We start from the raw sequence: 22,918 nt of genomic DNA, 5'->3' as shown, positions 1-22,918 counted from the left end.
TCTGAATGTTTTCTAAGAAGGTATGAAGCTGAACACGAGGGAGATAGGAGTCATGAGCGCTAACGACCCTCGCGGCCGGATATTGTCACACCCCGCCTCCGTGCTGGGCGTATCTTTCTACGTCTTATCTCCTGATTACTATAGAGAGGTTAACCAAAATCGTTCGCCGAGAGTGATTTGATGGGAAAATAGCCGTGAAAGAAAGAGAGGAGGGATACCGTCCACAATTGTTTCAGCAGACATTTCGGACGGCGATAGAGACCAATTCAAGGATAATACTGCCGATAATTCAAAAATATGTTCCGACAATAATCCCCAGACGAGGAGATGAAGAACGCAGACCCCATCGAAAAACGGTACAACAAGGCCCAAAACACCGTTTTTAATCCCCCAACCGCCATAATGACCGTCCAAGTACCCATAGTTTTATCCGACAAATAATAAAAGCAACAGATAAATCTGTCCTACATGTTATAGGGTCGTTAACTGAACTAACAATCTATCGCAACCGTTCGCAACAAATTGGGAGAACATTATTGGTTTATTACCCATTCTAGCGATAATTCATCCGTCATGAGCGCTACTGAAGTTCAGGCGGACGACGGAAGCACGCGTATCGCAGCAGATGTGAGTCCGGAACCGGAACTTTCGAAGGATAAAATCTTCCATCTCCTCCAGACCCCTCGAAGGCGTCACGTGCTCCGTTATCTCAAAGACAACGACGGAATCGTCGAGATGCGCAACCTCGCGGAGCAAGTTGCGGCGTGGGAGAACGAGACGACGGTCCAAGCGCTCACGTCGGACGAGCGTCAGCGTGTGTACATCCCCCTTTACCAGTCCCATCTTCCCAAACTCGATGAGGAAGGAATCATCGAATACAACCAGAGCAGGGGAACGGTCGAACGAACGGAGCTGGCGGATCAACTCGACCGGTACCTTACCGTCGAAACGCAAACGGAAGACGACGAAGAATCGATCCAACAACCGTCGTGGGAATCGTACTATCTGGGCGTCTCGGTGCTCAGTACCATTCTCCTTGCGGGGACGGTTCTCGGCGCACCAATACTCACAGCACTACCTGGCGTAGCGATCGGTGGGAGTATCGTTGCGATGTTCTCACTCGTAACGCTCGCACAAGCGATGTCAGAACGGGCGCGCGGACGATAACGGGGACCTATTCGACGATACTTCGGTGGTACAGAAGCTATCAGTTGGCGTGCGACGTCAGTTGCTCTTCTTTCGCGGCCATATTATCAGTAATTCTATCTATGAGTGCGAAGATGGCCTCTTGGTGGTCAGTTTTTGAATGATGTATCGATGTCGGATTGACACCGATCCGTTCGTACTCAGAAAAGTCAAGGGTTCGATCGTTTCGTTCCTCGTACTGGGCCTGTACTTCCGCGAGCAGTCCGTGAATATGAATCAACTCTTGCTTCTTCATAGTATAGCCACATGATGACTCAGCACATATATTATCTTGGGCCATTTTTGGACAGATTTTTCGGGAATAACCGTTTAGAAACCGGACAACAGTGATGAATGTTTGTCAAGATTGCGGAGCTGTCAAATTCAAAAACAGAGGGAGAAACCCATTTTCACCGCGCAAGACGAGCATTATCATGCACTTAACTAATACCCCATAGACATAACATCGAGTCGAACATGTACGACCTGACTGGCTTCCAGCGAGACCTGTTGTACGTCATCAACGGGTTGACCGAACCACACGGCCTCGCCATCAAAGAGGAACTCGAAGACTACTACGAGAAGGACATTCACCACGGGCGTCTGTACCCCAACCTCGACACCCTCGTGGACAAAGGACTGGTCGAGAAGGGACAAGTCGACCGCCGAACGAACTACTACACCCTTACTCGACGTGGTCAGCGGGAGATCGAAGCACGACGGGAGTGGGAAGCGCAGTACGTTGGCGAGAAAGAAGCAGCAGAACTCGCAGACTAACGGCACCGCCTTTTTCCGCCCGTTGTAGTCCGTTTGTACTTAAAGCACGGAACTACTAACGCATAGCTTTTGGAGGGTTCTTTTCATATCCCCACCTGATGGCCATCGGACTGCAACGGGAGCGGAGATAATGCCGAGAAATCACGACGTATCGAACCGAGTCGACGCTATCGAGCGATGTGCATACTGCAAAGATTACGTCCCAGTAACGCGCATCGAAATGGAACTACAAGAGCAAGAAGCGTATCTCCGAGCGAGCGTAGACATCTGTGAGAACTGCTTAGACGAATTACGCTGAGGGAGAATCGAAACGAGACGGTTCGCGTTGTTCCCGACTATCGTCACGCTGCATTGAAATCACACGGAAAGGGAGTGGCTAACTGACACGAGCCAAAATGCAGCTAGCACACATGCGACCACTGCGATGCTGGGAACGAGAGTAAAGAGGGGAAAGTGAAACGCCGCGCCGAGTAGTAAGAACGATCCGAGCGAGGAGACACAGAGATAATACGTATCCCATCGGTGTTCATCACCGCCGGTCTCGATGTCCGATGAGTCCTCGACGGACAGATACCGCTCTAACTCGGCTACTAGCGGGGTCTTTCTGACGATACCGCGGTCTTTGTTGTACTCGATGACGCCTTCTTCGTCGAGTTTGGGAAGGTGGGATTGGTAGAGAGGAATGTAGGTACGTTGACGCTCGTCCGATGTGAGCGCTTGGACCGTCGTCTCGTTCTCCCACGCCGCGACTTGCTCCGCGAGGTCGCTCATCTCGACCGGACCCTCCGTCTCGCGGAGATATCGAACCGCGGCACGACGCCGTCGACTCTGAAGGATGTGGAACACGTCGTCCGTCGAGATTTGCCCCTCGATTACCGATTGCCCATCTGAAGCCCGGTCATCGATACTAAGCGAAGGCCGCTCCATCGTGCTCATGACTAGTACAACCGTAATCTGGAGAGATAATAAACAGACGACGCCCTCCCATACCGTTTCAAACTGTTTCAAACGGTGAGAAAGATCGGAACTGCATGGAACGGCATTCCGAGTTTATATGGAGGATGCACGTAGCACTGAATGAAATGAGCCAGGCAAACCACATACCAGCCTGGGCAGCATCTCCCGAGGAGTTCGAACGAACTCTCGAAGTCCTCGTTTCCACAGCACGTGAAAACGGCGTCCAACTCGACCGCTCGTGGACGTTCCGTCATGACGAGCCCGAATATGACGATGTGACGGTGGAAATAACGAGCCTCGCCCCGCGCCCTGAACTAGCCGACCCAACTCCAAACCAACCAAGCGTCTCCAAAAATACGACCACCGCCGACTTCGAGGTAGCTCTCAACGAGTTGCTCATGAAGGGCCAGGAAGCAGGAATGGTGTTCGACCGTTCGTGGACGTTCCGCGACTCGAACCCCGACAGCAACGATACGATGGTCGAGATCTCTCGATTAGCAAAACCTAGCTGTTAACCCTATTCTCGTTTCATACACCATAGATAATAGACACATTATCCAGAATACGTCGCCGTCTTCGTGTTTCCGGGACAGAGATGTCAGAAGGAACCGAAAGCCATCTATGAGGTGCCATCCGGGGATTTAAATGTTCGCATTGAGTATAGAACATTGATGAAACGGTCCACTCGCCAACGGGAGCGCCGCGCGGAGCAAACCGAAACCGAGGAGGAGGGGGTCAAAGGATGTCCCGAGTGCGGGTCGAAAAACCTCGTCAATAGTGCGGACCAGTCCGAACTCGTCTGTGATGACTGTGGATTGGTCGTCGAAGAAGACCACGTCGACCGCGGGCCGGAGTGGCGCGCGTTCAATCACAGCGAGCGACAGAGCAAGTCGCGCGTCGGTGCACCGACTACGCAGACGATGCACGACAAAGGGCTGACGACGACCATCGACTGGAAGAACCAGGACGCGTATGGTCGGTCGCTGTCGTCGGAAAAGCGCAGTCAGATGCACCGACTGCGAAAGTGGCAAGAACGCATTCGAACGAAAGACGCGGGCGAGCGCAACTTGCAGTTCGCGCTGTCCGAAATCGACCGAATGGCATCCGCGCTGGGTGTCCCACGGTCGGTACGCGAGGTCGCGTCGGTTATCTACCGGCGTGCATTGGCCGAAGACCTGATTCGCGGACGCTCCATCGAAGGCGTCGCAACGAGCACGCTGTATGCCGCATGTCGGCAGGAGGGTATCCCACGAAGCCTCGAAGAGGTTGCAGAGGTATCGCGGGTGGATCAGAAAGAAATCGGCCGAACATATCGGTACATCTCGCAAGAACTCGGTCTCGAGATGAAGCCGGTCGACCCAAAGCAGTACGTCCCCCGTTTCTGTTCCGACCTCGGTGTCAGTGAAGAGGTACAGTCGAAAGCGAACGAAATAATCGATACGACCGCAGAGCAGGGGCTCCTCTCGGGGAAATCCCCGACAGGCTACGCTGCTGCCGCGATTTACGCTGCCTCGCTTCTCTGCAACGAGAAGAAGACGCAGCGCGAAGTCGCCGACGTCGCCCAAGTGACGGAAGTGACGATCCGAAATCGATACCAAGAACAGATCGAAGCGCTCGGTATCCACTAAGCGTTTAAGCGCTTCAGACATCCAGCCCAATTTTTACTGCCCGAGGGAGTTTCCGACTAGTTGCGAGACAGGTCGGCTACATCGGGCACCCTGATTTCCGATGAGTATGAGATATCAGAAGTCGTGTGAACGTCTGGCATGTAACATCTCCCTTGGGCGTGGCTGCTGGGGGAGAACACATATTGTTGGATTTTCTATACGAATCGGGACGGAACTTCTCCGTCACGTTTCGTCGGAATGGATCGTAGAACGCGGAGGGTACGCTATCGAAGTTACGTCGAGTGGAAGGAAACGTTCGCCCGGAAGGAGAACTTTCGTAGGAGGATGGTGACACGAAGCGGGGTGCCAGCCCACTACCATCGCCTCCGGCAACGCCGGGCGAGTCGTTTACCGTAACGCACACAAGACGCCCACATGAGGGCGTACTAAACACGACGTCGGTAGAGCACTTTATTATCCACCAATTAAACGACAATAGAAGCAAAGATACCAGTGATGAAAGGACGGTGAGAGTGTGTCAGAACCAATTATCAAAATAGATATTGATCAATATCATTAAATAATTTGGAGTCTTCGTTGGGATTATGATTGATATTATTGAACTCGTCGAAGAGAACATCGAGTCGATGTTAAATTCCGGTGAGATAGAATGTCCGTCGGAGGACTGTGATAACCGGCACTTTCGGGTCGACATTTGGCAGGACGACGAACAGGGAATCGTCGGAGACGCCTGTTGCCGCGACTGTAATCTACAGATACGACTTGATCTACCCGACGAGTCGGTCAATAAGGCCGGATCCACGCTCGAAGAGTTGGAATCGGAATTACAACAGCCGACGCCATCAGCAAGCGATGGAAAGCAGGTAGAGATCGTTGAGTGACTATAGAAGATGGTGACAGGTGTCCAAACGTTCGCCGACGCGACGTCCGATAGATATTTGCCCACTGCACAAAAATCACGAGTGTAAGAATCAGAGAAAGGGCAATATTTGAGTATTGTGCCAAATATCTACAGACATAACTCAATAATCTTCGATCAATCGGATACTGTTAAATAATATTTGTAATAGGGGGGCATAAATATTGTCTGAAGTAGGAAGGTTTATAACCTCTGTCAAAGAATATCACACCATACTACCATGTCAGAGGCAGAAACGGTTAGTAACGTGGCGACCGCACGCGACCTCACCGCGTTTCAGCAAAACGTTCTGATAGTCCTCGCAGAAGAATCCCGATACGGTCTCGCTATCAAGCGCGAGCTTGAGGACTTCTACGATGAGGAAGTGAACCACGGCCGTCTGTATCCCAACCTCGATACGCTTATCGAGCGTGGGCTGGTCGAGAAGAGCGAGCTCGACAAACGGACGAACGAGTATGCGATTACGGACGAAGGTATCGAGGTTCTCCTCGACTCGTTCGAATGGCGCTTCAAGAAGTTCATCACGAACGACGAGCGCGCGGAAAAGGTCGAATCGCTCCTCGAAGCGGCCCAGTAACCTCCGACGGTCCCCGATCTTTTTAGAGTAGTACCGACGCGTAAGCGTTCACTCGAACTGCATGAGACGTTCTCTAATCTCTTCTCCATCCACTCCGTCGAGTGCTTCGAGTCCGGCCTGTACGACCAGCGGATAGAAATGGCGGTTCTTCTCTAGTTCGTCGCCGACGGCTCGTTCGTACGCGAGATTGAGCTCCTTGTAGCGGAAGTCGAGCGTGGAACGCTGGTTCTCGGGGAGATACATGTAGGTGCCGACGCGAGTCGCTTTCACGCTCTCGGAGTCGCTCACAGCGGAAGAACCAGTGGTATCGTTCACGTTCCGCGTACGGGAAAATCCGACCGATTCGTCGCTTGCGGACGCTTCGTCCGGTTTGGAGAGTTCGGATGGTTCGGATGGTTCAGATGATTCTGATGGTTCGGATGACTTTGATCGTTCGGACTGTGTGGACGGTTCTTCGGAGTCTTCCTGTTGCTCGCGCTGTGCACGGCGACGACGCCGAAGACGGTCGGCACGGCTCTCGTCGCTCATGCGGTTACCTCCACCAACCCGAGTTGACGTTCGAGGTCCTCGGCGATAGAGAGGAAAACGGCGGCCATGTCACACTCCTCCTCGAACTCGAAAATCGAACAGCCAGCCGAGAACGCACGTTGGAGGGTTACCCGTTTTCGAACCTCCCAAACGGGAATATCGGTGAACGCCTCATCGAACCACTTGAGCATCGAGTCCGCCTCGTTGGTCGCCTCGACGCGATTGGCGACGACACCGAGATCGCGAACTTGTGTGTCGTACTCCGCCTCCAGTACCTCCATCTGGTCGAACAGGATTTCCAGCGCGCGTTTACTCGTCGATTCGGCGAGCGCGGGGATGAGTACGTTTTTAGCGGCGAGCAAAGCGTTGTCAGTGAGATTGCCGAGATACGGCGGGCAATCGATGATAATGACATCGTAGTCGGCGTCGAGCGCGTCGAGGACCTGTACGAGCCGCTCTCGGCCGCGCATCGCCATCGTCAGTTCGGGTTCAACACTGGTCATGTCGATATTGCTCGGAAGCACGTCCATCTCCTCGTGGGCGACGATGAGCGAATCGACGTCCCCGCGCACCTCGTGATCGGTCAGCGCGTCGAACAGGGTCGGTGGTTGTGCCTCGTACTCCGATTCCAACCCCAGTCCTTCAGTTGCGTTCCCTTGTGGATCGAGGTCCACAAACAGCACATCGTTCCCCCGATGACTCAACGCCCCGGCGACGTTGATAGCTACCGTCGTCTTTCCCACCCCGCCTTTCTGATTCGAGACGGCTATTTTGGCTGTATCGGACATACAAAATCGAAAAACCATCCAAACCACATAAAACCGCGTCAGACATTCACAAAGGAAGCTCAAAAGGAGGGTTGCGGGCTTCAAGGGACGAATATTCCGAGTTGATGGGAAGAGAGAATCGAACAACACATCGTGAGCAAAACCAGAAAAGAGAGAAAAACTGTCAAAACCGGTTTTGACGGTTCGTCTAGCAAAACAGCTTTGGCACAATTGGTACTGATGGAGGGGCAAGCGAGGAACTCCTGAGTAGCTATACGACAGCGTTAGACGGGACGCTGTCCCCGCTCGACAGCGATCATGAGCGTTCCGGCAGCGAGTACGATCACACCGACTGCGAGCAGCACGATTGGCCCGTCGAATCCTGGGATGTAGCTTTCGAAGAGTAAAGCAGCACCAATTACCAGTAAAGCCACCCCAGTCCAAAACCGTCGTGTTCGACCGAACATCCTGGACTAGTTCGAGAGACATGTGTATAAAGAGAGGGGCAAAGAGAGAGAGAGAGAGAGGGCGCCAAAGAGAGAAGGCCGAAGTAACTGAGGGGCGAGTTCGGTCGTCAGCCAACAGAACCGACGAGTAGTGTCGAATGAGGGTATCGGAAACAACTTATTTCGATCATCAAATGAGAGGAATACGAAACGGCGGCAATTCGTCGCAACGGTCGGCGCCACGGGGGTTGCTGGCTGTTCCGCGTTCAGTGTGGACGACGAAGTGGAGACACTGACGTCCAGTCCGAAGGGGGGTAACGCGACAGTAGAGATGAAAACCGACGGGGAGGGTAATTACTTCGACCCAGTCGGGTTGTATCTCATTCCGGGGGACAGCGTGACGTTCATCACGAAAAGCGGAAACCACTCCGCAATGGCCTACCACAAAGGAAACATCTACGCCGAAGCCAATCGGATACCGAAGGACGCAGCAGCGTGGGGGAGCAAAGTCCTGCAAAAGGGGAAATCGTACGAGCACACGTTCGAGGCGGTGGGAACACACGGCTACTACTGTATCCCCCATAAGACGCTCGGGATGCTTGGACGAATCATCGTCGAAAAACCGGGTGGGCCCGCCGAGGGAGGTATGTCACCGGATGTGAAAGTACCAACTGGAGACATGATTCCCCGTAAAGGGTCAGTTTCTCACAGTGATTTCACGAAGTGAACCGTACATCGTGAGCGAGAGTTTGTGTACCCGATTGAAGTGTGAGAAATGAATAAGAGCGGAGAACGCCCTCCAGCGGGTTTTGAACGCCATCGTATGAGAGGTTGTCTCAAGGAAATACTATAGGGGTTCGGTCGTTAGTTGTCGTCGGGATGAAAAAACAAGAGCTCATTCATCTGCATGGACTGCTTTCGGAAGTACGAACACGATTCGAGATCAAATCCGACTCTACATTTGACTTCCCGGAATATGACGGACAAAATACGCGACCTACTTCTATTCATCACTCGAAAAACGACCACCGAGAAGCAGTACTCACGCTAGGGGACGAGCTTACGACAGAACTGACGAGCGAGACGACCGAGACAGTCGCTCCTCACGCCGACTAATCCTACACAGCAGTATCGGAAGATCACGATACCGATCAGCGGTAGCGCTCGATAGCGACGTTCTCCAAGAGGAGACGGACAGAAATCCGTCAATCGAGGAGGGGAACGGGTCGAAGCAAAGACAGAACGACGAAATCGGGGAAATAAAGCCGACTGTTGGAACTACTGTCAAGATATTTACGTTATCGGTGAGAATATTTCAGGAGTAGAAACCAGAATCCATAGAACTGTAAATAACCCTTCGCTAATTTTGTATAGCGTCATGTAATATATTCACTCGAAAATCGGCCGCAGTCATGCGATTTTCGAGGTCCAGATAGCAATTCCGATTATATTGGTAATGGGAAGTGGGTTATCACCGGTGGTCGTGCGGAATGGTCGACCGAGAGAAAGGGTGGGTTTCACAGTCAAAGAGCGGGGACGACGAACGACGGATAGGAGAGCGCTCGATTGAGAGTCCGAGAATCGGAATCGCTTCCAGTACCGATCGAAAGCACGTCACCTATCGGACAGGCGTTCCGATTCGAACGGGTGGGAAAGACATGACTACCGTCATCGTCGAATCCGAATATAGTTGTTATCAGACACCTACAATTAGCAATTGAAAAAGACAGTAGTATGATGAGTATTTAGGCGATAAATATGCAAAACAGGAAAACCAGCGGTATAAGCGAGTATTAGAGGATTCGAAACGACATGAAACCATCTGAGAGAGATATCTGGGTTTAAGATATTACAACCGTACATTTTATCCGTAGGAGAACGTACAACTGACCGAAATCGGAAGAGTAAGGTATTGTCAGCGGTCGTACAAGGTATCCCTTCACGGAAGAAAACAATGATTGAAGCAGTCCGCGTCCTCTTCGTTTCCCCGCCCGACGACGAGGGAGTGACAACGGTGCTTCGAGAGCGATCGGGTATCACCGTCGAAACGACGGCAGGCGTCGAAGATATCCACGAGATACTCGAAATAGCCGACTGTGTCGTTTGTACGACAACGATCCGCGGAATGGACGTCGTTTCGTTCTTGCAGGACGTTCGACAGTCACACCCATCTATCAGGCGTTTTCTCTTTTGCGATGCGGATGACCGGACCGTCGAGAACGTCCTCGATAACGACCTCGCGGAATGGATACCAGCAGCGGGTGGTGGCCGTGCATTGGCGAGTAGAATGAACCACACTGCGAAACGGATTCACCACGATAGACGACTCTCGGCGGTACAAGACGCACAGAAACGGCTGATAGACGCCGAGGAAGAGGACGCGATTGCCGAAACGACGGTCAACGTTGCGGAATCGGAACTCGGCTACTCGTCCGCAATCGTGGCACGATACGACAGCGAAGAGGGTGCGCTCCGACCGGTCGCATGGGAAGGAGTTTCCGAACCGGACGACGAACTGTTCGACATCGACGCCGGTCTTGGGTGGAAAGCATTTCTCGAAGGGGAAACGTGCAGCGAGAGCCGAAATGACCACTACGGGCGACGTCTCGCCCTTCCGCTCGGAAAACACGGTGTACTGATCGTCACCGAGGGTTCACAGAACGAGTACGACGAGAGCAAATCGAATCTCACAGAGGTACTCGTTTCGAACGCCGAGACGGCACTTACCCGTCTCGATCGTGAGTGGGAACTTTCAACGCAAGAAGCGGCCCTGTCGGATACCGAAGCGATACTCAACTGCACACAACGCCGAGAATCGGTCGTTCGAGACGTACTGACGACGCTCATCGACATGGATACGCGAAGTGGCATCGAGCACGCCGTCTGCAAGCGGTTGACGAACGCGGACCCCTATCGATTTGCATGGATCGGGGAGTACGACTCGACGACCGACAAACTCTCGGCACGGACGTGGGTGGGTAACGAGCAGGAGTTTCTCGACGAACTCTCGGAGACAGGGGCCGAGACAGCACAAACGACCGCATGGACGGCGGCACGGGAGAGGGAACCAGCAATTGACGATGATCTCCTCGGTGACCCGCCGTACGAAACGTGGCGACAAGAAGCACTCAAAAGGGGATATCGGGCGGCAATCAGCGTTCCCCTCGTCTACGGAGGGAGTATCTATGGCGTTCTCACCGTGTATGCTGGCGGACCGGGTATGTTCGATTCGGAAGAAAAATCCCTGCTCGAAGACGTCGGAAAAGCGATCGCCTACGCCATCAATGCCGTCGAAAGCAAGAAAGCACTGGTGAGTGACAGCGCAGTAGAGCTGGAGTTCCGGGTATGTGACCCGCAATTTACGCTCATCAAGCTCGTCAAGATGGCCGACTGTCGGTTCGAATTCGAGAGCGTTATCCGCGAAACGGACGATACGCTTCGACTGTTCTTCACTACCGAAGGAACGACGCCGGAATCCGTCGTCTCGTTTTCCGACCAGTCGCTCATCATCAACGATATCCGGCACGTCACCGGGGATAACGAGAGAAATTTGTTCGAATGCACGGTGACGGGGACGAACGTAATCTCGTTGCTGCTCGACCACGGAGCGATCCCAAAATCTGCGACAGCGGAGGGAAGGGAAGCGAGACTGACCGTCGAGTTGCCACAAACGGCGGACGTTCGCCTGTTCGTCGAAACGTTCCAAAATCGCTACAGCGACACGGAACTCATCGCCCGTCGAAAGCGAGACCGACCGGTACAGACCGAGCAGGACTTTCGAGCACAGTTGCGCCACCGCCTCACTGATCGGCAATCGGAAGCGTTGGAAACGGCGTACTGGAGCGGCTTTTTCGAGTGGCCGCGGGAAAGCACCGGGCAAGAGATCGCCGAATCGCTCGGAGTCTCACAGCCGACGTTCAACCGCCATCTTCGGGCATCAGAGCGCAACTTGCTGACAATACTGTTCGAAGACGAGTGAAACAGAGACACGATTTATACATATTGAAGCCCGGGGGAAAACGGGCTACGAATATAGCTATAACATCCATCAGTCGGCCGTTAATTATATACTACAGAGATGAGTGGAGAATCCAACAATGCCACTAACCAGCCACATCCTGGCAGTTTGACAAAATCGGCACCGACGGTATCGAATAACGACGAGACGGGTATCGAACGACAACTGTACGATATCGTCGCCGAAGTGTCCCTCTCCGGTCCCGATCTTCTCCTCTCTCCCACTGTCAAAGCCGTTACCGATGTCACCATCGAAATCGAACACTTGACCGGGACGACGCCGAAACACCTCTTTATCTCAGTCCGTGGCGAGGAGTTCGACACGTTCGAGCGCGAACTGCAACAAGACCACACGGTTGCCGAGCCGGTGCTCGTCGAGACGTACGAAGGACGCCGAGTCTATCGGTTGGAACCGGTTTCCACCGTCGAGCTCATTGCGCCACGCTGTCCGGAACTCGACGCGCGTATCCTCGACGTGGAAAGTGGGGATGGCGGTTGGGTCGTCAGGATGCAGATACCAACCCGCCAAGCACTCGTCTCGTTCCGGGAGTACTGCCTGGAAAACGACGTGACGTTCCGTGTCAACCAACTCGGTAACGCGACGGACCACGAGGAATCCGATGTCGTGGGGTTAACCGAAAAGCAAAAACAACTGCTTCGGATGGCGTTCGAGTGCGGGTACTACGAGATTCCACGTCGAATCTCGCAGAACGAACTCGCACACGAGCTCGATATATCGACATCCGCGATATCACAGCGACTCCGCAGGGACACGGAACAACTAATCGGTAGTACGTTAGCCGTCGAGAAGAAGGATTGCTGACGATAGTGAAGGAACAACGCTGAACCCAGCGAGGAGGAACTTAAAGTCTACACGGTTGAAGCCGCACGTTTTGGGAGGGACAGCACATAGAATCGCTTGAGCATGTCAGGGGATGTCAAGCGTTCGGTGGCCGCATGAATCCGCTCGGTCACTTCGGTATAGTACTGTTCGTCTTTGGATTCGTCACTTTCGGATTAGTTACGCGCGACAAAATTCGGGCGGCGAAAATAGTAACCGTAGCAGCACTGGCCATGGGTATCGCACCCGATATCGACCTCCATATGGCGCAGTTATCACACCGAGGACTCACGCATACGCTTTGGGCGGCGCTCCTCGCAGGGGGAGTACTCGCTTTCATCGTATACTGTTTCGAGCCGCTCGCACTCGATGGAAAACGCGAAGAATCGTTCTATGGGTTCGTCACTGGGTTCGGAGGAGTCTGTTGTCACCTTGCTGGCGATGTGATCACGCCGATGGGAATCAAACCGCTCTACCCAGTGCTCAAAAAGCCGCATACGTTCAACCTCGTCTATGCGAACAATGGACCAGCGAATATCGCGTTACTCGTCGTCGGCATACTGACCTTCCAATTGACGGTCCGTCAAGCACGGAAATCCGACTCCATACCAGCGTACGACACGGGATTCGATCACGCGGAATTTCGATTCGATTCCGAATCAGGAACGGACGTCGAAACGTGACTCGATGATGTGTGTCCCTTGAACGGATACGCCCAATCCGTTTTCGATGGTAGTGAATACACATCGTGTCCTTTCTCGGCCGTTCGGGCAACAGTTGCGTGTGTAGCTCGAACATTTTTATTTATAGACGAGAAAATTAAATATAAAGATCTGAAGAGAGACGAAGTGGTTCCATTTTATGAGTGATAATTTATATATTTTAGGATAATCGACATCATGCTCAGCGTTGAGAAATAGATGGAAAATTATATAATATGACGGAAGTGTGTGTTAATCGAGAACAGAGCGATGAGCAGAAACGATAGAAGAGGGGGTCTCGTATCGAGGGAGACGGGGATATCGAGAGAGACCGAAACGAAGACAGGGACGGATATCTGTTCGTACTGCGGTTCGATAGTTGAGACGAACGAATGGCATCCAGTCCTCGCCAGTGATGATGGAAGTGGGTTCCGAATCCATGCGTTCTGTGATAAACGATGTCGAGCGCTGTGGGGAGAATAAACGCCTCTCGGTAAACTCGTCCCCCAGCAACTGCTTCCGTCGAAATCGGTTACTACTCGGTGACGAGCACTTTTTTGACGACTTTGGGATCTTCCAGCAATCGGTGTTCGGTATAACTACCTTCAGCACTCCCACCGCTCTGACGGGCTTGTTCGATAACGTCGAGGAACGCTTGCTCGCGGAGCAAGTCTCGCACGCGTCGGGTTGAAAGCGGATCGCTATCCATCTGGCGACAGACTTGTTCGTACACTTCGTATACCCGGCTGGTTCGGAACGCATCCACGTCAGGATTGTCCAGCGAGAGGATTGCAAGGGCCTGGAGCGCGTATTTTGAGTGTGGCGTCGCGCCACGAATCAGTTCACGAAATCGGTCGTTTTCCGCGCGTTCGCGCGCCTTCTTCACGTACTCTTCCCGAACCCGCTCAGCGTTCTCCGCTTGCGCGAGTTCACCCGCATATCGAAGGATGTCGATCGCTTTGCGAGCGTCCCCGTGTTCCTGTGCGGCCTGAGCGGCGGCGAGCGGTATCGTTCCGGGCTCCAAAACGCCCTGTTTGAACGCGTCACTACGGGCCTCCATAATGGCTCGAAGCTGGTTGGCATCGTATGGTGGGAAGACGAATTCACGCTCACAGAGACTCGATTTCACCCGCTCGTCCATCCGATCTTTGTACTTGATCTTGTTGCTGATACCGATGACGCCGAGTTTACAGTGCTGTAGTTTCCCTGCTTCACCCGCACGCGAAAGCTGCATCAGAATATCGTCGTTTTCCAGCTTGTCGATCTCGTCGAGAATGATGACGACGACGTCGTACAGAGCGTCGAGAATCCGCCACAGGCGCTTGTAGTATGTCGAAGTGGAGATTCCTTTGTCAGGGATCGAGATGTCCGTCTCCTCGGTGTTCGTTGTGCTCGCAATTGTCTGGACGGCTTGCGTTTCGGTGCTGTCCTGTGCACAGTCCACGTAAGCGACACCGACGGTGACACCCTCCTCGTCAGCCTCTTCGACGAGACGACGGGAGACGTGTTTGGCACAGAGTGATTTTCCGGTTCCAGTTTTTCCGTACAGTAAGACGTTGCTCGGAGATTGGTTGAACAAAGCAGGATTCAGAGCGTTCGCTAGAGCAGAAATTTCATCGTCTCGGCCCACGATCCTCCCGTGAGTAGGGAGGTGGTTGATTTCGAGGAGTTCCTTTTTGGCGAAGATGAGGTCCTCCCGGGAGAAGAGTTCGTCCGAGTCGGCATCGCTCATGGACACCACGTTTCCAGTGAAATCCCTTTACTGTTCCGGGCAGGACATAGGTGGAAGTCGGATGGAAGTTGGGTAGAAATCGGATCGTTCAGTTGAGTTCTGCTGGTTCCGGTCGAACCGCGACCGTACTCTGCGCCAAACTTTGGTCGTCGTTGTCGGTGGTGAGTCGTTTGGAGATCAGTCACTTTGGGAGAGATTGAAGTGAGACACACACACCACGTTTCCAGTGAAATCGGCTGAAAAGGTGGGGGTGAGAAGAGAACTCCCGGCAATATTCACCTATTATTGATGACAACAACCATATAGATCAAGAGGGCATATGGAAAAATATATATACCTACACAGCATAAAAGTCCATTGGGTAGTCATTAACTACAATGAATTCGTGACGTATGTCACGAATAGTTAGAGCTGAAATGAGGGTTGGACTGTTCTCGCGAATTCGTAGGGTTTTCACTGGAAACGTGGTGTCTCAGGAACGCGATCTAAGCAGCTGATGACGAGAGAGAATCGGGAGCGAAAAAGAAGAGGAACGGTATTTTGCCCGTTTACGTGGGCGTTCTCACACCTGATTTCCAGTGAAATCGATCCGTTTCCCAGAGCGAATCGATCCGTTTCTCACACCACGTTTCCAGTGAATTCTCTCGTCCTCTCGATCTCCTCGTCATTCTTGCTTTCCTCGTCATTTTCGCTTTCCTCGTCCCTCTCGTTTCTTTTCCGTCTTTTCGTTCTCCTGTAATCTTGACTGTCACCCCGTGTTATTTCGTTCTCGTTTGCTCGGATCAGAAATCTAAGAACTGCTCTTTTTCTTTCCCTTGGACACCTCGCTTCCGGTGAAATTTGTGCTTATACGGCTTGTAGACCGTGTCTATCTGCTGACTGCACTTCTCTTTTTCGTGTTTGATTCTTGTCCATTATTGCTTTCCAACTCCTTCGCATACGCTTCCTTTTAGACTTCGGGACGCTTCCTCACTGTCTGAACCAAAAGTTTATAATCCTATATTTTCACTGGAAACGCGGTGTCTCCCTTCTGTCTATATATTTTCATACAAATATAATTATTCTCCTTCTTGTTTATGTTCTTCACACGTACTTCATGGGGATCTGTAGCATTTCCTGTTGTTTTGTGGTAAGGAAACCCCCATCAAACCCCCATTTCATCTGCACCCCCACCCACCTTTTTCCGATTTCACTGGAAACGTGGTGTGTGTGTGAATGAGATATACGCTACCATATGACATGCAGTATAACTCGACATCTGTATCGTTCTATCTACTATCTAATTGTATTTTTCCGATTCCGAACACGGCCAGTCGACTATCGAATGGTCCGTGAGAGCAGTTTCCATGCTATCAACGATTCCACAAAATTAAGTATACTGTGCTGTATTTTCCCATATATGATCTCCATATTATCGTTTCGCGATTTTCACTTCCCAGTAGGATCGTACTAGATCGTTCATTCAACGTTCAAACAGTGCTTGAACGGCTTAGTCACGCGATAATAAAAAGTCTCCACGTATACGCTATGAAAAAGATGCCCTCCCTGATGACGTATCGCCGTACTCCTGTGCTCCCCTCCCACGTGTTCGCTACTGCGATGTCCGAATCGCGTTTCGAACGTAGACGAAATACGGGCAGGAATTGTAAGCATAGCGGCCAGAAAGAAAGTATAGTCGGCCGCTCTTGCATACAAGCAACAACTCTCGCGCCCACTTGGTTCACAAATCGGCACCCATCCCACTCACAAAGTGAATGGTGCGTGTCGGAGGGTGTCGACGAACCCCGGTCAGGGAAACTATCAAACGACTATCGAAGTTGGAGTGAAATCTGATGTCACATGAAATCAATGAACGACAAAAATGGGATGTCGTATCGAAGTTAGTCGAGCTTGCCAGCGACGAACGTGCCTGGCTCGCGACAGCGATGGGGACGGGAGTGCTGGTGTATCTCACGTACCTCATGACGCATCCGTACCCGGCGTACGGTGCGGGCCTCTATATGAAAATCGCACGTGAAATAAGTGCACACGGCTACGGTCTCCCGGCCCAAATCCCACTTTATACCAAGGAGGGTGTTCCGTTCGCCTATCCGCCGTTGATGTACTACGTTTCTGCGATTCTGATGGACACGACTGGCGTCGATCCCATCACGTTGAGTCGTCTCCTTCCCGGTCTCGTCACGATCCTGTATCTCGTGCCGTTCTACTATCTCTCGCGTGAGATACTCGATTCGACGCCGCGAGCAGGATTCGCCACGCTTCTCCTCGCAGTGTCACCGCCCGTCCTTCAGTGGCACCTCTCTGCGGGTGGCATCGTTCGTGCCCCCGCATTCCTCTTCGTCGTGACTGGCGCGTACACGGGTATCAAGCTGTTCAAAACGGAGGAGAGAAAGTGGCTCTTAGCCTCCGCTGTCCTTTTCGGGTTGATCATACTCACCCATCCGGTTTACACCGTCTTTTTCGGGACGACGTATCTCGTGATGTACGTGTGTTTCAACCGAACGCTCCGGGGACTGGTGTACGGTGGAATCGTCGTCATGGGAGGGGTGGTAATCTCCTCCCCATGGTGGCTTCAAATCATCGCCATTCACGGCCCCAGTATCTTTACCGCCGCTTCCGGGACACACACAGGCTTGGGTGGTGGGACGCACCGTCTGATCAAGCAGTTCATCTACCCGCTGGACATGAGCATGCCGACCATCTTCTTCATCGGCTCGTTCGCCGGTGCGGCATATCTCGTCGCAAAGCGACGGTTTTTCCTCCCGTTGTGGATGCTTTCGGGTGCGTACATGCTCGGAAAGCTCCGGTATCAGTTCCCGGCAGGTGTGATGATGGCGTCGGTACTCGTGTTCGAGGTCGTCATCCCGCTGGTCCGTCGCTGGTCGAAGCGGACGCGATACTCCCGGTCCGCACCGCTCGCTGTCATCATGGTTCTCGCGATCCTGGTATCGAGCGTCGGTGTCGCGTTCGCGGCGGGTGATTTACACTCCCATCTCGGTAGTTCGACACAGCCGTCGTTCGTGGACGACGACGACATGGCTGCGATGCAGTGGGCTCAGGACAACACGAGTCCGAGCGCTAACTTCGTCGTCCTCGGCGACAGCGCGGAGTGGTTCCCGCTCATGACCGACCGGACGATTCTCATCGGCCCGTGGGGGGTTGAGTGGAAAGGCCATGCCAAGTATCGGCATCAGCTAGGCTTGTACAAGCGAATATCTCGCTGTCCGGGCAAAACCTGCTTGACCCAGAAGTTGGTTTCCAACAAGGTCAACCCGGATTACGTGTACGTCCCGAAAGGACATTACACCGTCCGTGGCATCGACGAATATCAGAAACCGTGGATGCGTGAGCACCTCGTCGATTCGGATCGATACAAACTCGTCTACGAGAACGAGGGTGCGATGATATACCGCATCGAAGAGCCGATGGAACCGACACAGGTTCCGGACGATGGACCACAACCGGTTCCGTCCCTCTCCGAACCTATTTCTTCATCGTCGTCCGTCTGATCGTCTGATTCAGAATTCCGTTGAGATTCTGGCTTCTGAGTGAAAGCATCCGTAGCGGTGCCATCATTCTCGTCGCCGTCATTCAGTACACCGGCATCGTCACCGCGGTTCTGTACGCTGTCGTCCGTGCGACGGGGAACAATTGACTTGTCGAAACACGTCACCCGAATAGCGTCGAGTAAAGCAACCAGATGTTGAGGACGATGATGAGCGCGATGACGATCCCGAGCATGCTCGTCGTTCGTGACGAGTTGCGGAACGAACCCATGATTCCCTCCTCCCGGGTGAACCAGACGAGCGGGATGAGGACGAACGGGAGTTCGAAACTCAGCGCGACCTGCGAGGCGACGAGCACCGACGTCGGGTCGAACCCGGCGACCACGACGGCCAAACTTGGAATGAGCGTGACTGATCGTCGAATCCAGACGTTGATGTTGAGGTCGAGGAAGCCATCCATCACCGTCTGTCCGGCCATCGTCGCCACGAGCGACGAGGAGAGTCCGGCGGCGATGAGGGCGATACCGAACGCCAAACTAGCGTGTCCACCGAACACACCATCGAGCGTGACGTACGCTTGGTTGAGGGTTTCGATGCCGGTGCCCTGAAGCGCGGCCGCCGCGACGATGAGCATCGCCGCATTGACGAACATGGCCCCGAACAGCGCGATGACGGTATCGACGCTTTCGAGGATGAAGTGACGCCGGTGAACCTCTTCCGTATCCCCTTCGTCCTCGATGAGACGGCTCCGACGATCTTGGACGATGTACGGGTGGAGGTAGACGCTGTGGGGCATCACGGTGGCACCGAGTATCCCGATAGCGACGTACAGTGCGCTCGCATTCGGGATACTCGGTGCAAGTCCGCTCGTGATTTCTCCCGCGGTCGGTTGCGCGAGCGCCATCTCGAAGATGAACGCGATCGAGATGACGCCGACCAGGGACATGATGAGCAGTTCGACCCATCGAAATCCTCGTTTGTGTGCGGTTCTGACCCCGAGAAGCGCGAACGAACTGATTCCCGCCAGTATCGCACCCGCCCAAAGCGGAAGCGAGAAGATGAGGCTGAAACCGATGGCTGCGCCGATGATCTCCGCCATATCCGTCGCGATCATCGCGAGCTCCGCAGCAGCCCAGAGTACGAGGACGACAGGCCGGGGCAATCGCTCCCGACAAAGCTGTGCGACACCCTTCCCTGTTGCGATACCGAGCTTCGCCGCGACTATCTGAATTCCCATCGCCATGAAACTGGCGAGGACGATGACCCAGAGGAGCGCTGATCCGAACTTCGCACCGCCCGAAATGTTCGTGGCCCAGTTACCGGGGTCCATGTACGCGACACTGATGATGAATCCCGGCCCGAGGTATGAGAGAACTTCCCGAAAGGAGTATTTCATCACATCATCTCCTCGTTGTCGGTAGAGAATCCCAATCGCTCGTTTGCTACTCGCGACATGGCATTCCAGCTCCCTGCTTTTGACTCATCTAATTCTTTGTTTAGCGTGCCCAAATATAACTCTGATGTCTTCCCCGGTATGTTGCGGGATTCTCCCGACAGCGTCAAAATTTTGTTCACTTCGGTCGCTCAGCCATCGGCGCTACCGATTCGAACCGTGAGGACGGGGACCTCCGAGCGACGGATGACGTTTTCGGTGACGCTGCCGAGCATCCCTCGCACGACCCCGCTTCGACCGTGGGTTGCGATAACGATGAGATGGACCCCGTTCTCGATGGCGTACTCGACGATCGTTTCGTGGGGAACCCCTTTGAGGACGTGGCCTTCGATGGTGAGACCCTGCTCTCGTCCCTCTTGGACGACTTCCTCGATGAGCGATTCCCCCGGTGGGTTGTGAACGTCGGTGAGAACGTTGTCGAGTCCAAGCGGACTGTTGGCCGTATTGAGTACGTACACTACGTGGAGCGTCGCGTCGAACTGTGCCGCCAACTCGAAAGCGTGCTCCAACGCGACGGCTGACCTGTCGCTTCCGTCGGTCGCCACGAGTATTTCGGTGTACATTTCCACTCACTCGTTTCGAGTTACTATTCGTTCCTTTGCGTGATATACTCTCACATTCTATGTAGTCGGACGGTTGTGAACTTTTCTCTCATTTGGTAAAAACCGACGACTCATGCCCGCTTTCCAGTAAACAGTCCCGTCCGAAGGGAACCCTTTTGGCCGTCCCGAATGTCGTACGAATCAATGTTCGGAACCAGCGGAATTCGCGGCCCTGTCGGCGAAGTAGTCACCGGAGACCTCGCGTTGTCGGTCGGTCGAGCGCTCGCCTCGACCGGCGTCGAGCGCGTCGTTATCGGACGTGACCCCCGCGACAGCGGACGATTCCTCGCGGATGCGCTTTCGGCCGGTCTCCGTGAATGTGGAACCGATGTCGTGATGCTCGGTCTGGCCTCGACGCCGACCGTCGCTCGAAGCGTCGAGTGGCAGGACGCCGACGCGGGCGTCTCCATCACAGCATCACACAACCCGGCGACGGACAACGGAATCAAACTTTGGAACCCGTCCGGGCAAGCGTTCGACGCCGACCAACGCGCGGAAATCGAATCCATCATCGAGGACGAGGCGTTCGACCTCGCAAGCTGGGACGAAACCGGCGAAGAAACACACTGGGATGGGGCACACGACAAACACGTCGAAACCCTTGCCGAGGCAGTCTCGCCCGCTGATCTCTCCGTCGTCATCGACGTCGGGAACGGTGCTGGTGCGGCCACCGCCGACGCCCTCTACGAACTCGGCTGTGACGTGGAGACGCTGAACGCGCAACCCGACGGCCGTTTCCCCGCACGCCCGAGCGAACCAACGGCGGAGAACTGCCAGTCGCTCTGTGATCACGTCACGGCAATCGGCGCGGACCTCGGAATCGCACACGATGGCGATGCCGATCGCATGATGGCCGTGGACGAAAACGGCGACTTCATCTCGGGCGACGTGTTGCTCACCCTGTTCGCACGCCAACACGCCGGTGAAGGTGAAACGATCGCCACGCCGGTCGACACCAGCCTCATCGTCGAGGACGTCCTCGCCGAACAGGGCGCGGACGTGGTGCGGACGCAGGTCGGTGACGTGTACGTCGCCGAGCGCGCGACCGAACCCGGTGTCGTCTTCGGCGGCGAGCAGTCCGGCGCGTGGATTTGGGCCGACCAGACGCTCTGCCCCGACGGTCCCCTCGCGGCCTGCCGCCTCGCCGAACTCGTCGCCGAAAACGGGTCGCTGTCGGAGCTCGCGGCCGACGTCGGCGAGTACCCTATCCGGCGGAAGAACGTCCACGTCGAGGACAAGGTCGGTCTGATGGAATCCCTCTCGGCCGCCGTCACCGAGCGCTACGAAGACGCCACGACCATCGACGCGTCCGCGTGTCGCTGGACGAGGGCTGGTTCCTCATCCGCGCCAGCGGCACCGAACCGTTGGTTCGCATCGCCGCCGAGGCCCGCGACCCGGACGCCGCCGACGAGGTGTTCGAGACGGCCGACGCCTTCGTGGCCGAATACGCGGAATAGCGGGCTTCTTCTCTTTCGCATCGATAATCTCCGTTCGGAAGACACACCAGATTTCCTGTGCTATCTCTCGTGGTTTAAGTAGGACACTCACACCATGTTTCCTCTGCTATCCTGCGAATAGAACACATGGAAGATCTATCCGGGGTGATGTTTTATTAGTCAATATATACAATATAGCCGTACTGGATTTTTACTTGGGCTAAAAAGATGGACTTTAGCGGTAGTTGGTCGCCCTCATCGAAAAGCAGAGGAAAACCGGTGTGTGTCTGATCACGAAGCAAGGAAACTGGTGTGGATGGGAGCAAACTATTTGAAAACTGGGAAGTGTAATTCCAACAAGACAGACGAAATGTACTCTTCCCGTTCGACTTTGTCATAGAATGTCGTGGTGAGTGAGAGAGGTCATTTCGTGTGCTCTGTTGTCCGAGAGTGGGGTACCCGTCGCTTTGACGCTGAATCTCCGGTTGTTCTTGAAACAACCCCAGGCACATGAAACAGACGAAACTCAGTTTTAAGGAGTGACATTTTCCGAAATGGTCGTTTTCAGCGTTTCTACTCTAACGTCACACGGCAGGAACAGACGAAATCCACTCTCTTACTCTTTCGAAAAATACCCTACCGTGCCCACCGTTTCCTCCCGATCTTCTATCTTCTAAAACAAAAGCTAGACACACATATACTCTCTCTACAGTAGACAATACCGTTTTATCTTCTATGCGAAAGTATTAGGCGTATTTTTAAAACCTAACTTCGTCAGTTTCGTGTGCTCGGTGAGTTTTCGAGAAAGCCGTTGGATCAACCACATCTCTACCTATGAGTGCACTC

At 53.7% G+C, this 22,918-nt stretch carries 19 protein-coding genes and 1 pseudogene; 13 read left to right on the top strand and 7 right to left on the bottom strand.

The window, feature by feature from the left end; genetic code table 11:
- Window positions 1–573 precede the first annotated feature (573 nt).
- The gene (locus A4G99_RS02555; protein ID WP_223301636.1) at window positions 574–1,167 is read left to right on the top strand and encodes a hypothetical protein; all 594 of its coding nucleotides are present in this window, start codon (window positions 574–576) and stop codon (window positions 1,165–1,167) included.
- Window positions 1,168–1,207: 40 nt separating this feature from the next.
- On the opposite strand, the gene A4G99_RS02550 is transcribed toward A4G99_RS02555, so the two are convergent.
- Window positions 1,208–1,441: a UPF0058 family protein gene (locus tag A4G99_RS02550; RefSeq protein ID WP_066139152.1), complete on the bottom strand. Its 234-nt coding sequence runs from the start codon at window positions 1,439–1,441 to the stop codon at window positions 1,208–1,210.
- 221 nt (window positions 1,442–1,662) lie between these two features.
- Between A4G99_RS02550 and A4G99_RS02545 the strand changes: the two genes are divergently transcribed.
- The gene (locus A4G99_RS02545) at window positions 1,663–1,962 is read left to right on the top strand and encodes a PadR family transcriptional regulator (protein ID WP_066139052.1); all 300 of its coding nucleotides are present in this window, start codon (window positions 1,663–1,665) and stop codon (window positions 1,960–1,962) included.
- A 357-nt stretch (window positions 1,963–2,319) separates the two neighbouring features.
- Here A4G99_RS02545 and A4G99_RS02540 read toward each other — a convergent pair whose 3' ends face one another.
- A complete protein-coding gene (locus A4G99_RS02540; protein WP_066139149.1) occupies window positions 2,320–2,898 on the bottom strand; it encodes a hypothetical protein in 579 nt (192 codons plus the stop codon).
- 95 nt (window positions 2,899–2,993) lie between these two features.
- Between A4G99_RS02540 and A4G99_RS02535 the strand changes: the two genes are divergently transcribed.
- The 4 genes from A4G99_RS02535 (at window position 2,994) to A4G99_RS02520 (ending at window position 6,043) form a co-directional block, all read left to right on the top strand.
- Window positions 2,994–3,434, top strand: a complete 441-nt coding sequence (locus A4G99_RS02535) for a hypothetical protein (RefSeq protein WP_223301635.1) — start codon at window positions 2,994–2,996, stop codon at window positions 3,432–3,434.
- 156 nt (window positions 3,435–3,590) lie between these two features.
- Window positions 3,591–4,547: a transcription initiation factor IIB family protein gene (locus A4G99_RS02530; RefSeq protein ID WP_066139049.1), complete on the top strand. Its 957-nt coding sequence runs from the start codon at window positions 3,591–3,593 to the stop codon at window positions 4,545–4,547.
- Between the two features lie 584 nt (window positions 4,548–5,131).
- Window positions 5,132–5,428, top strand: coding sequence for a hypothetical protein (locus A4G99_RS02525; RefSeq protein WP_066139044.1), 297 nt, complete (start codon window positions 5,132–5,134; stop codon window positions 5,426–5,428).
- Between the two features lie 258 nt (window positions 5,429–5,686).
- On the top strand, window positions 5,687–6,043 hold the full coding sequence (locus A4G99_RS02520; RefSeq protein WP_066139041.1) for a PadR family transcriptional regulator: 357 nt from the start codon (window positions 5,687–5,689) through the stop codon (window positions 6,041–6,043).
- A 48-nt stretch (window positions 6,044–6,091) separates the two neighbouring features.
- On the opposite strand, the gene A4G99_RS02515 is transcribed toward A4G99_RS02520, so the two are convergent.
- Window positions 6,092–6,571, bottom strand: coding sequence for a hypothetical protein (locus tag A4G99_RS02515; RefSeq protein ID WP_066139038.1), 480 nt, complete (start codon window positions 6,569–6,571; stop codon window positions 6,092–6,094).
- Window positions 6,568–7,359, bottom strand: coding sequence for a ParA family protein (locus tag A4G99_RS02510; RefSeq protein WP_066139035.1), 792 nt, complete (start codon window positions 7,357–7,359; stop codon window positions 6,568–6,570). The genes A4G99_RS02515 and A4G99_RS02510 overlap by 4 nt, the downstream gene beginning before the upstream one ends.
- A gap of 696 nt (window positions 7,360–8,055) precedes the next feature.
- Here A4G99_RS02510 and A4G99_RS02500 point away from each other — a divergent pair.
- From A4G99_RS02500 to A4G99_RS02485, 5 genes are all read left to right on the top strand, one after another.
- A complete protein-coding gene (locus A4G99_RS02500; protein WP_223301634.1) occupies window positions 8,056–8,511 on the top strand; it encodes a plastocyanin/azurin family copper-binding protein in 456 nt (151 codons plus the stop codon).
- A gap of 152 nt (window positions 8,512–8,663) precedes the next feature.
- A complete protein-coding gene (locus tag A4G99_RS24225; protein ID WP_082837684.1) occupies window positions 8,664–8,900 on the top strand; it encodes a UPF0058 family protein in 237 nt (78 codons plus the stop codon).
- Window positions 8,901–9,738: 838 nt separating this feature from the next.
- Window positions 9,739–11,763 carry a bacterio-opsin activator domain-containing protein gene (locus A4G99_RS02495; RefSeq protein ID WP_223301633.1) on the top strand — a complete coding sequence of 675 codons (2,025 nt, stop codon included), beginning with the start codon at window positions 9,739–9,741 and terminating at the stop codon, window positions 11,761–11,763.
- Between the two features lie 147 nt (window positions 11,764–11,910).
- Window positions 11,911–12,624, top strand: a complete 714-nt coding sequence (locus A4G99_RS02490) for a helix-turn-helix domain-containing protein (RefSeq protein ID WP_082837683.1) — start codon at window positions 11,911–11,913, stop codon at window positions 12,622–12,624.
- 134 nt (window positions 12,625–12,758) lie between these two features.
- Window positions 12,759–13,325 carry a metal-dependent hydrolase gene (locus A4G99_RS02485; protein ID WP_066139029.1) on the top strand — a complete coding sequence of 189 codons (567 nt, stop codon included), beginning with the start codon at window positions 12,759–12,761 and terminating at the stop codon, window positions 13,323–13,325.
- 553 nt (window positions 13,326–13,878) lie between these two features.
- Here the strand turns inward: A4G99_RS02485 and A4G99_RS02480 are convergent.
- Window positions 13,879–15,075, bottom strand: coding sequence for an orc1/cdc6 family replication initiation protein (locus tag A4G99_RS02480; protein WP_066139025.1), 1,197 nt, complete (start codon window positions 15,073–15,075; stop codon window positions 13,879–13,881).
- A 1,925-nt stretch (window positions 15,076–17,000) separates the two neighbouring features.
- On the opposite strand from A4G99_RS02480, the gene A4G99_RS02475 reads away from it, so the two are divergent.
- Complete coding sequence (locus A4G99_RS02475) at window positions 17,001–18,584, top strand: glycosyltransferase family 39 protein (protein ID WP_223301632.1); 1,584 nt, start codon at window positions 17,001–17,003, stop codon at window positions 18,582–18,584.
- Between the two features lie 160 nt (window positions 18,585–18,744).
- Here A4G99_RS02475 and A4G99_RS02470 read toward each other — a convergent pair whose 3' ends face one another.
- Together A4G99_RS02470 and A4G99_RS02460 are read right to left on the bottom strand one after the other, a co-directional pair.
- Window positions 18,745–19,977, bottom strand: coding sequence for an Nramp family divalent metal transporter (locus A4G99_RS02470; RefSeq protein WP_066139018.1), 1,233 nt, complete (start codon window positions 19,975–19,977; stop codon window positions 18,745–18,747).
- A 188-nt stretch (window positions 19,978–20,165) separates the two neighbouring features.
- Window positions 20,166–20,597, bottom strand: a complete 432-nt coding sequence (locus A4G99_RS02460) for a universal stress protein (protein ID WP_066139012.1) — start codon at window positions 20,595–20,597, stop codon at window positions 20,166–20,168.
- A 183-nt stretch (window positions 20,598–20,780) separates the two neighbouring features.
- Here A4G99_RS02460 and glmM point away from each other — a divergent pair.
- A pseudogene (gene glmM, locus A4G99_RS02455) lies at window positions 20,781–22,093 on the top strand (phosphoglucosamine mutase).
- Window positions 22,094–22,918: the final 825 nt, after the last annotated feature.

The sequence above is a fragment of the Haladaptatus sp. R4 genome, from assembly GCF_001625445.1.
Lineage (GTDB): Archaea > Halobacteriota > Halobacteria > Halobacteriales > Haladaptataceae > Haladaptatus.
This window is presented reverse-complemented; position numbering and strand designations above follow the sequence as displayed.

Bases quoted from the DNA above. Each gene is read 5' to 3' on its own strand.
- A4G99_RS02555 (WP_223301636.1), top strand. From the start codon at position 574: ATGAGCGCTACTGAAGTTCAGGCGGACGACGGAAGCACGCGTATCGCA.
- A4G99_RS02550 (WP_066139152.1), bottom strand. From the start codon at position 1,441: ATGAAGAAGCAAGAGTTGATTCATATTCACGGACTGCTCGCGGAAGTA.
- A4G99_RS02545 (WP_066139052.1), top strand. From the start codon at position 1,663: ATGTACGACCTGACTGGCTTCCAGCGAGACCTGTTGTACGTCATCAAC.
- A4G99_RS02540 (WP_066139149.1), bottom strand. From the start codon at position 2,898: ATGAGCACGATGGAGCGGCCTTCGCTTAGTATCGATGACCGGGCTTCA.
- A4G99_RS02535 (WP_223301635.1), top strand. From the start codon at position 2,994: ATGGAACGGCATTCCGAGTTTATATGGAGGATGCACGTAGCACTGAAT.
- A4G99_RS02530 (WP_066139049.1), top strand. From the start codon at position 3,591: ATGAAACGGTCCACTCGCCAACGGGAGCGCCGCGCGGAGCAAACCGAA.
- A4G99_RS02525 (WP_066139044.1), top strand. From the start codon at position 5,132: ATGATTGATATTATTGAACTCGTCGAAGAGAACATCGAGTCGATGTTA.
- A4G99_RS02520 (WP_066139041.1), top strand. From the start codon at position 5,687: ATGTCAGAGGCAGAAACGGTTAGTAACGTGGCGACCGCACGCGACCTC.
- A4G99_RS02515 (WP_066139038.1), bottom strand. From the start codon at position 6,571: ATGAGCGACGAGAGCCGTGCCGACCGTCTTCGGCGTCGTCGCCGTGCA.
- A4G99_RS02510 (WP_066139035.1), bottom strand. From the start codon at position 7,359: ATGTCCGATACAGCCAAAATAGCCGTCTCGAATCAGAAAGGCGGGGTG.
- A4G99_RS24225 (WP_082837684.1), top strand. From the start codon at position 8,664: ATGAAAAAACAAGAGCTCATTCATCTGCATGGACTGCTTTCGGAAGTA.
- A4G99_RS02495 (WP_223301633.1), top strand. From the start codon at position 9,739: ATGATTGAAGCAGTCCGCGTCCTCTTCGTTTCCCCGCCCGACGACGAG.
- A4G99_RS02485 (WP_066139029.1), top strand. From the start codon at position 12,759: ATGAATCCGCTCGGTCACTTCGGTATAGTACTGTTCGTCTTTGGATTC.
- A4G99_RS02480 (WP_066139025.1), bottom strand. From the start codon at position 15,075: ATGAGCGATGCCGACTCGGACGAACTCTTCTCCCGGGAGGACCTCATC.
- A4G99_RS02475 (WP_223301632.1), top strand. From the start codon at position 17,001: ATGGGGACGGGAGTGCTGGTGTATCTCACGTACCTCATGACGCATCCG.
- A4G99_RS02470 (WP_066139018.1), bottom strand. From the start codon at position 19,977: ATGAAATACTCCTTTCGGGAAGTTCTCTCATACCTCGGGCCGGGATTC.
- A4G99_RS02460 (WP_066139012.1), bottom strand. From the start codon at position 20,597: ATGTACACCGAAATACTCGTGGCGACCGACGGAAGCGACAGGTCAGCC.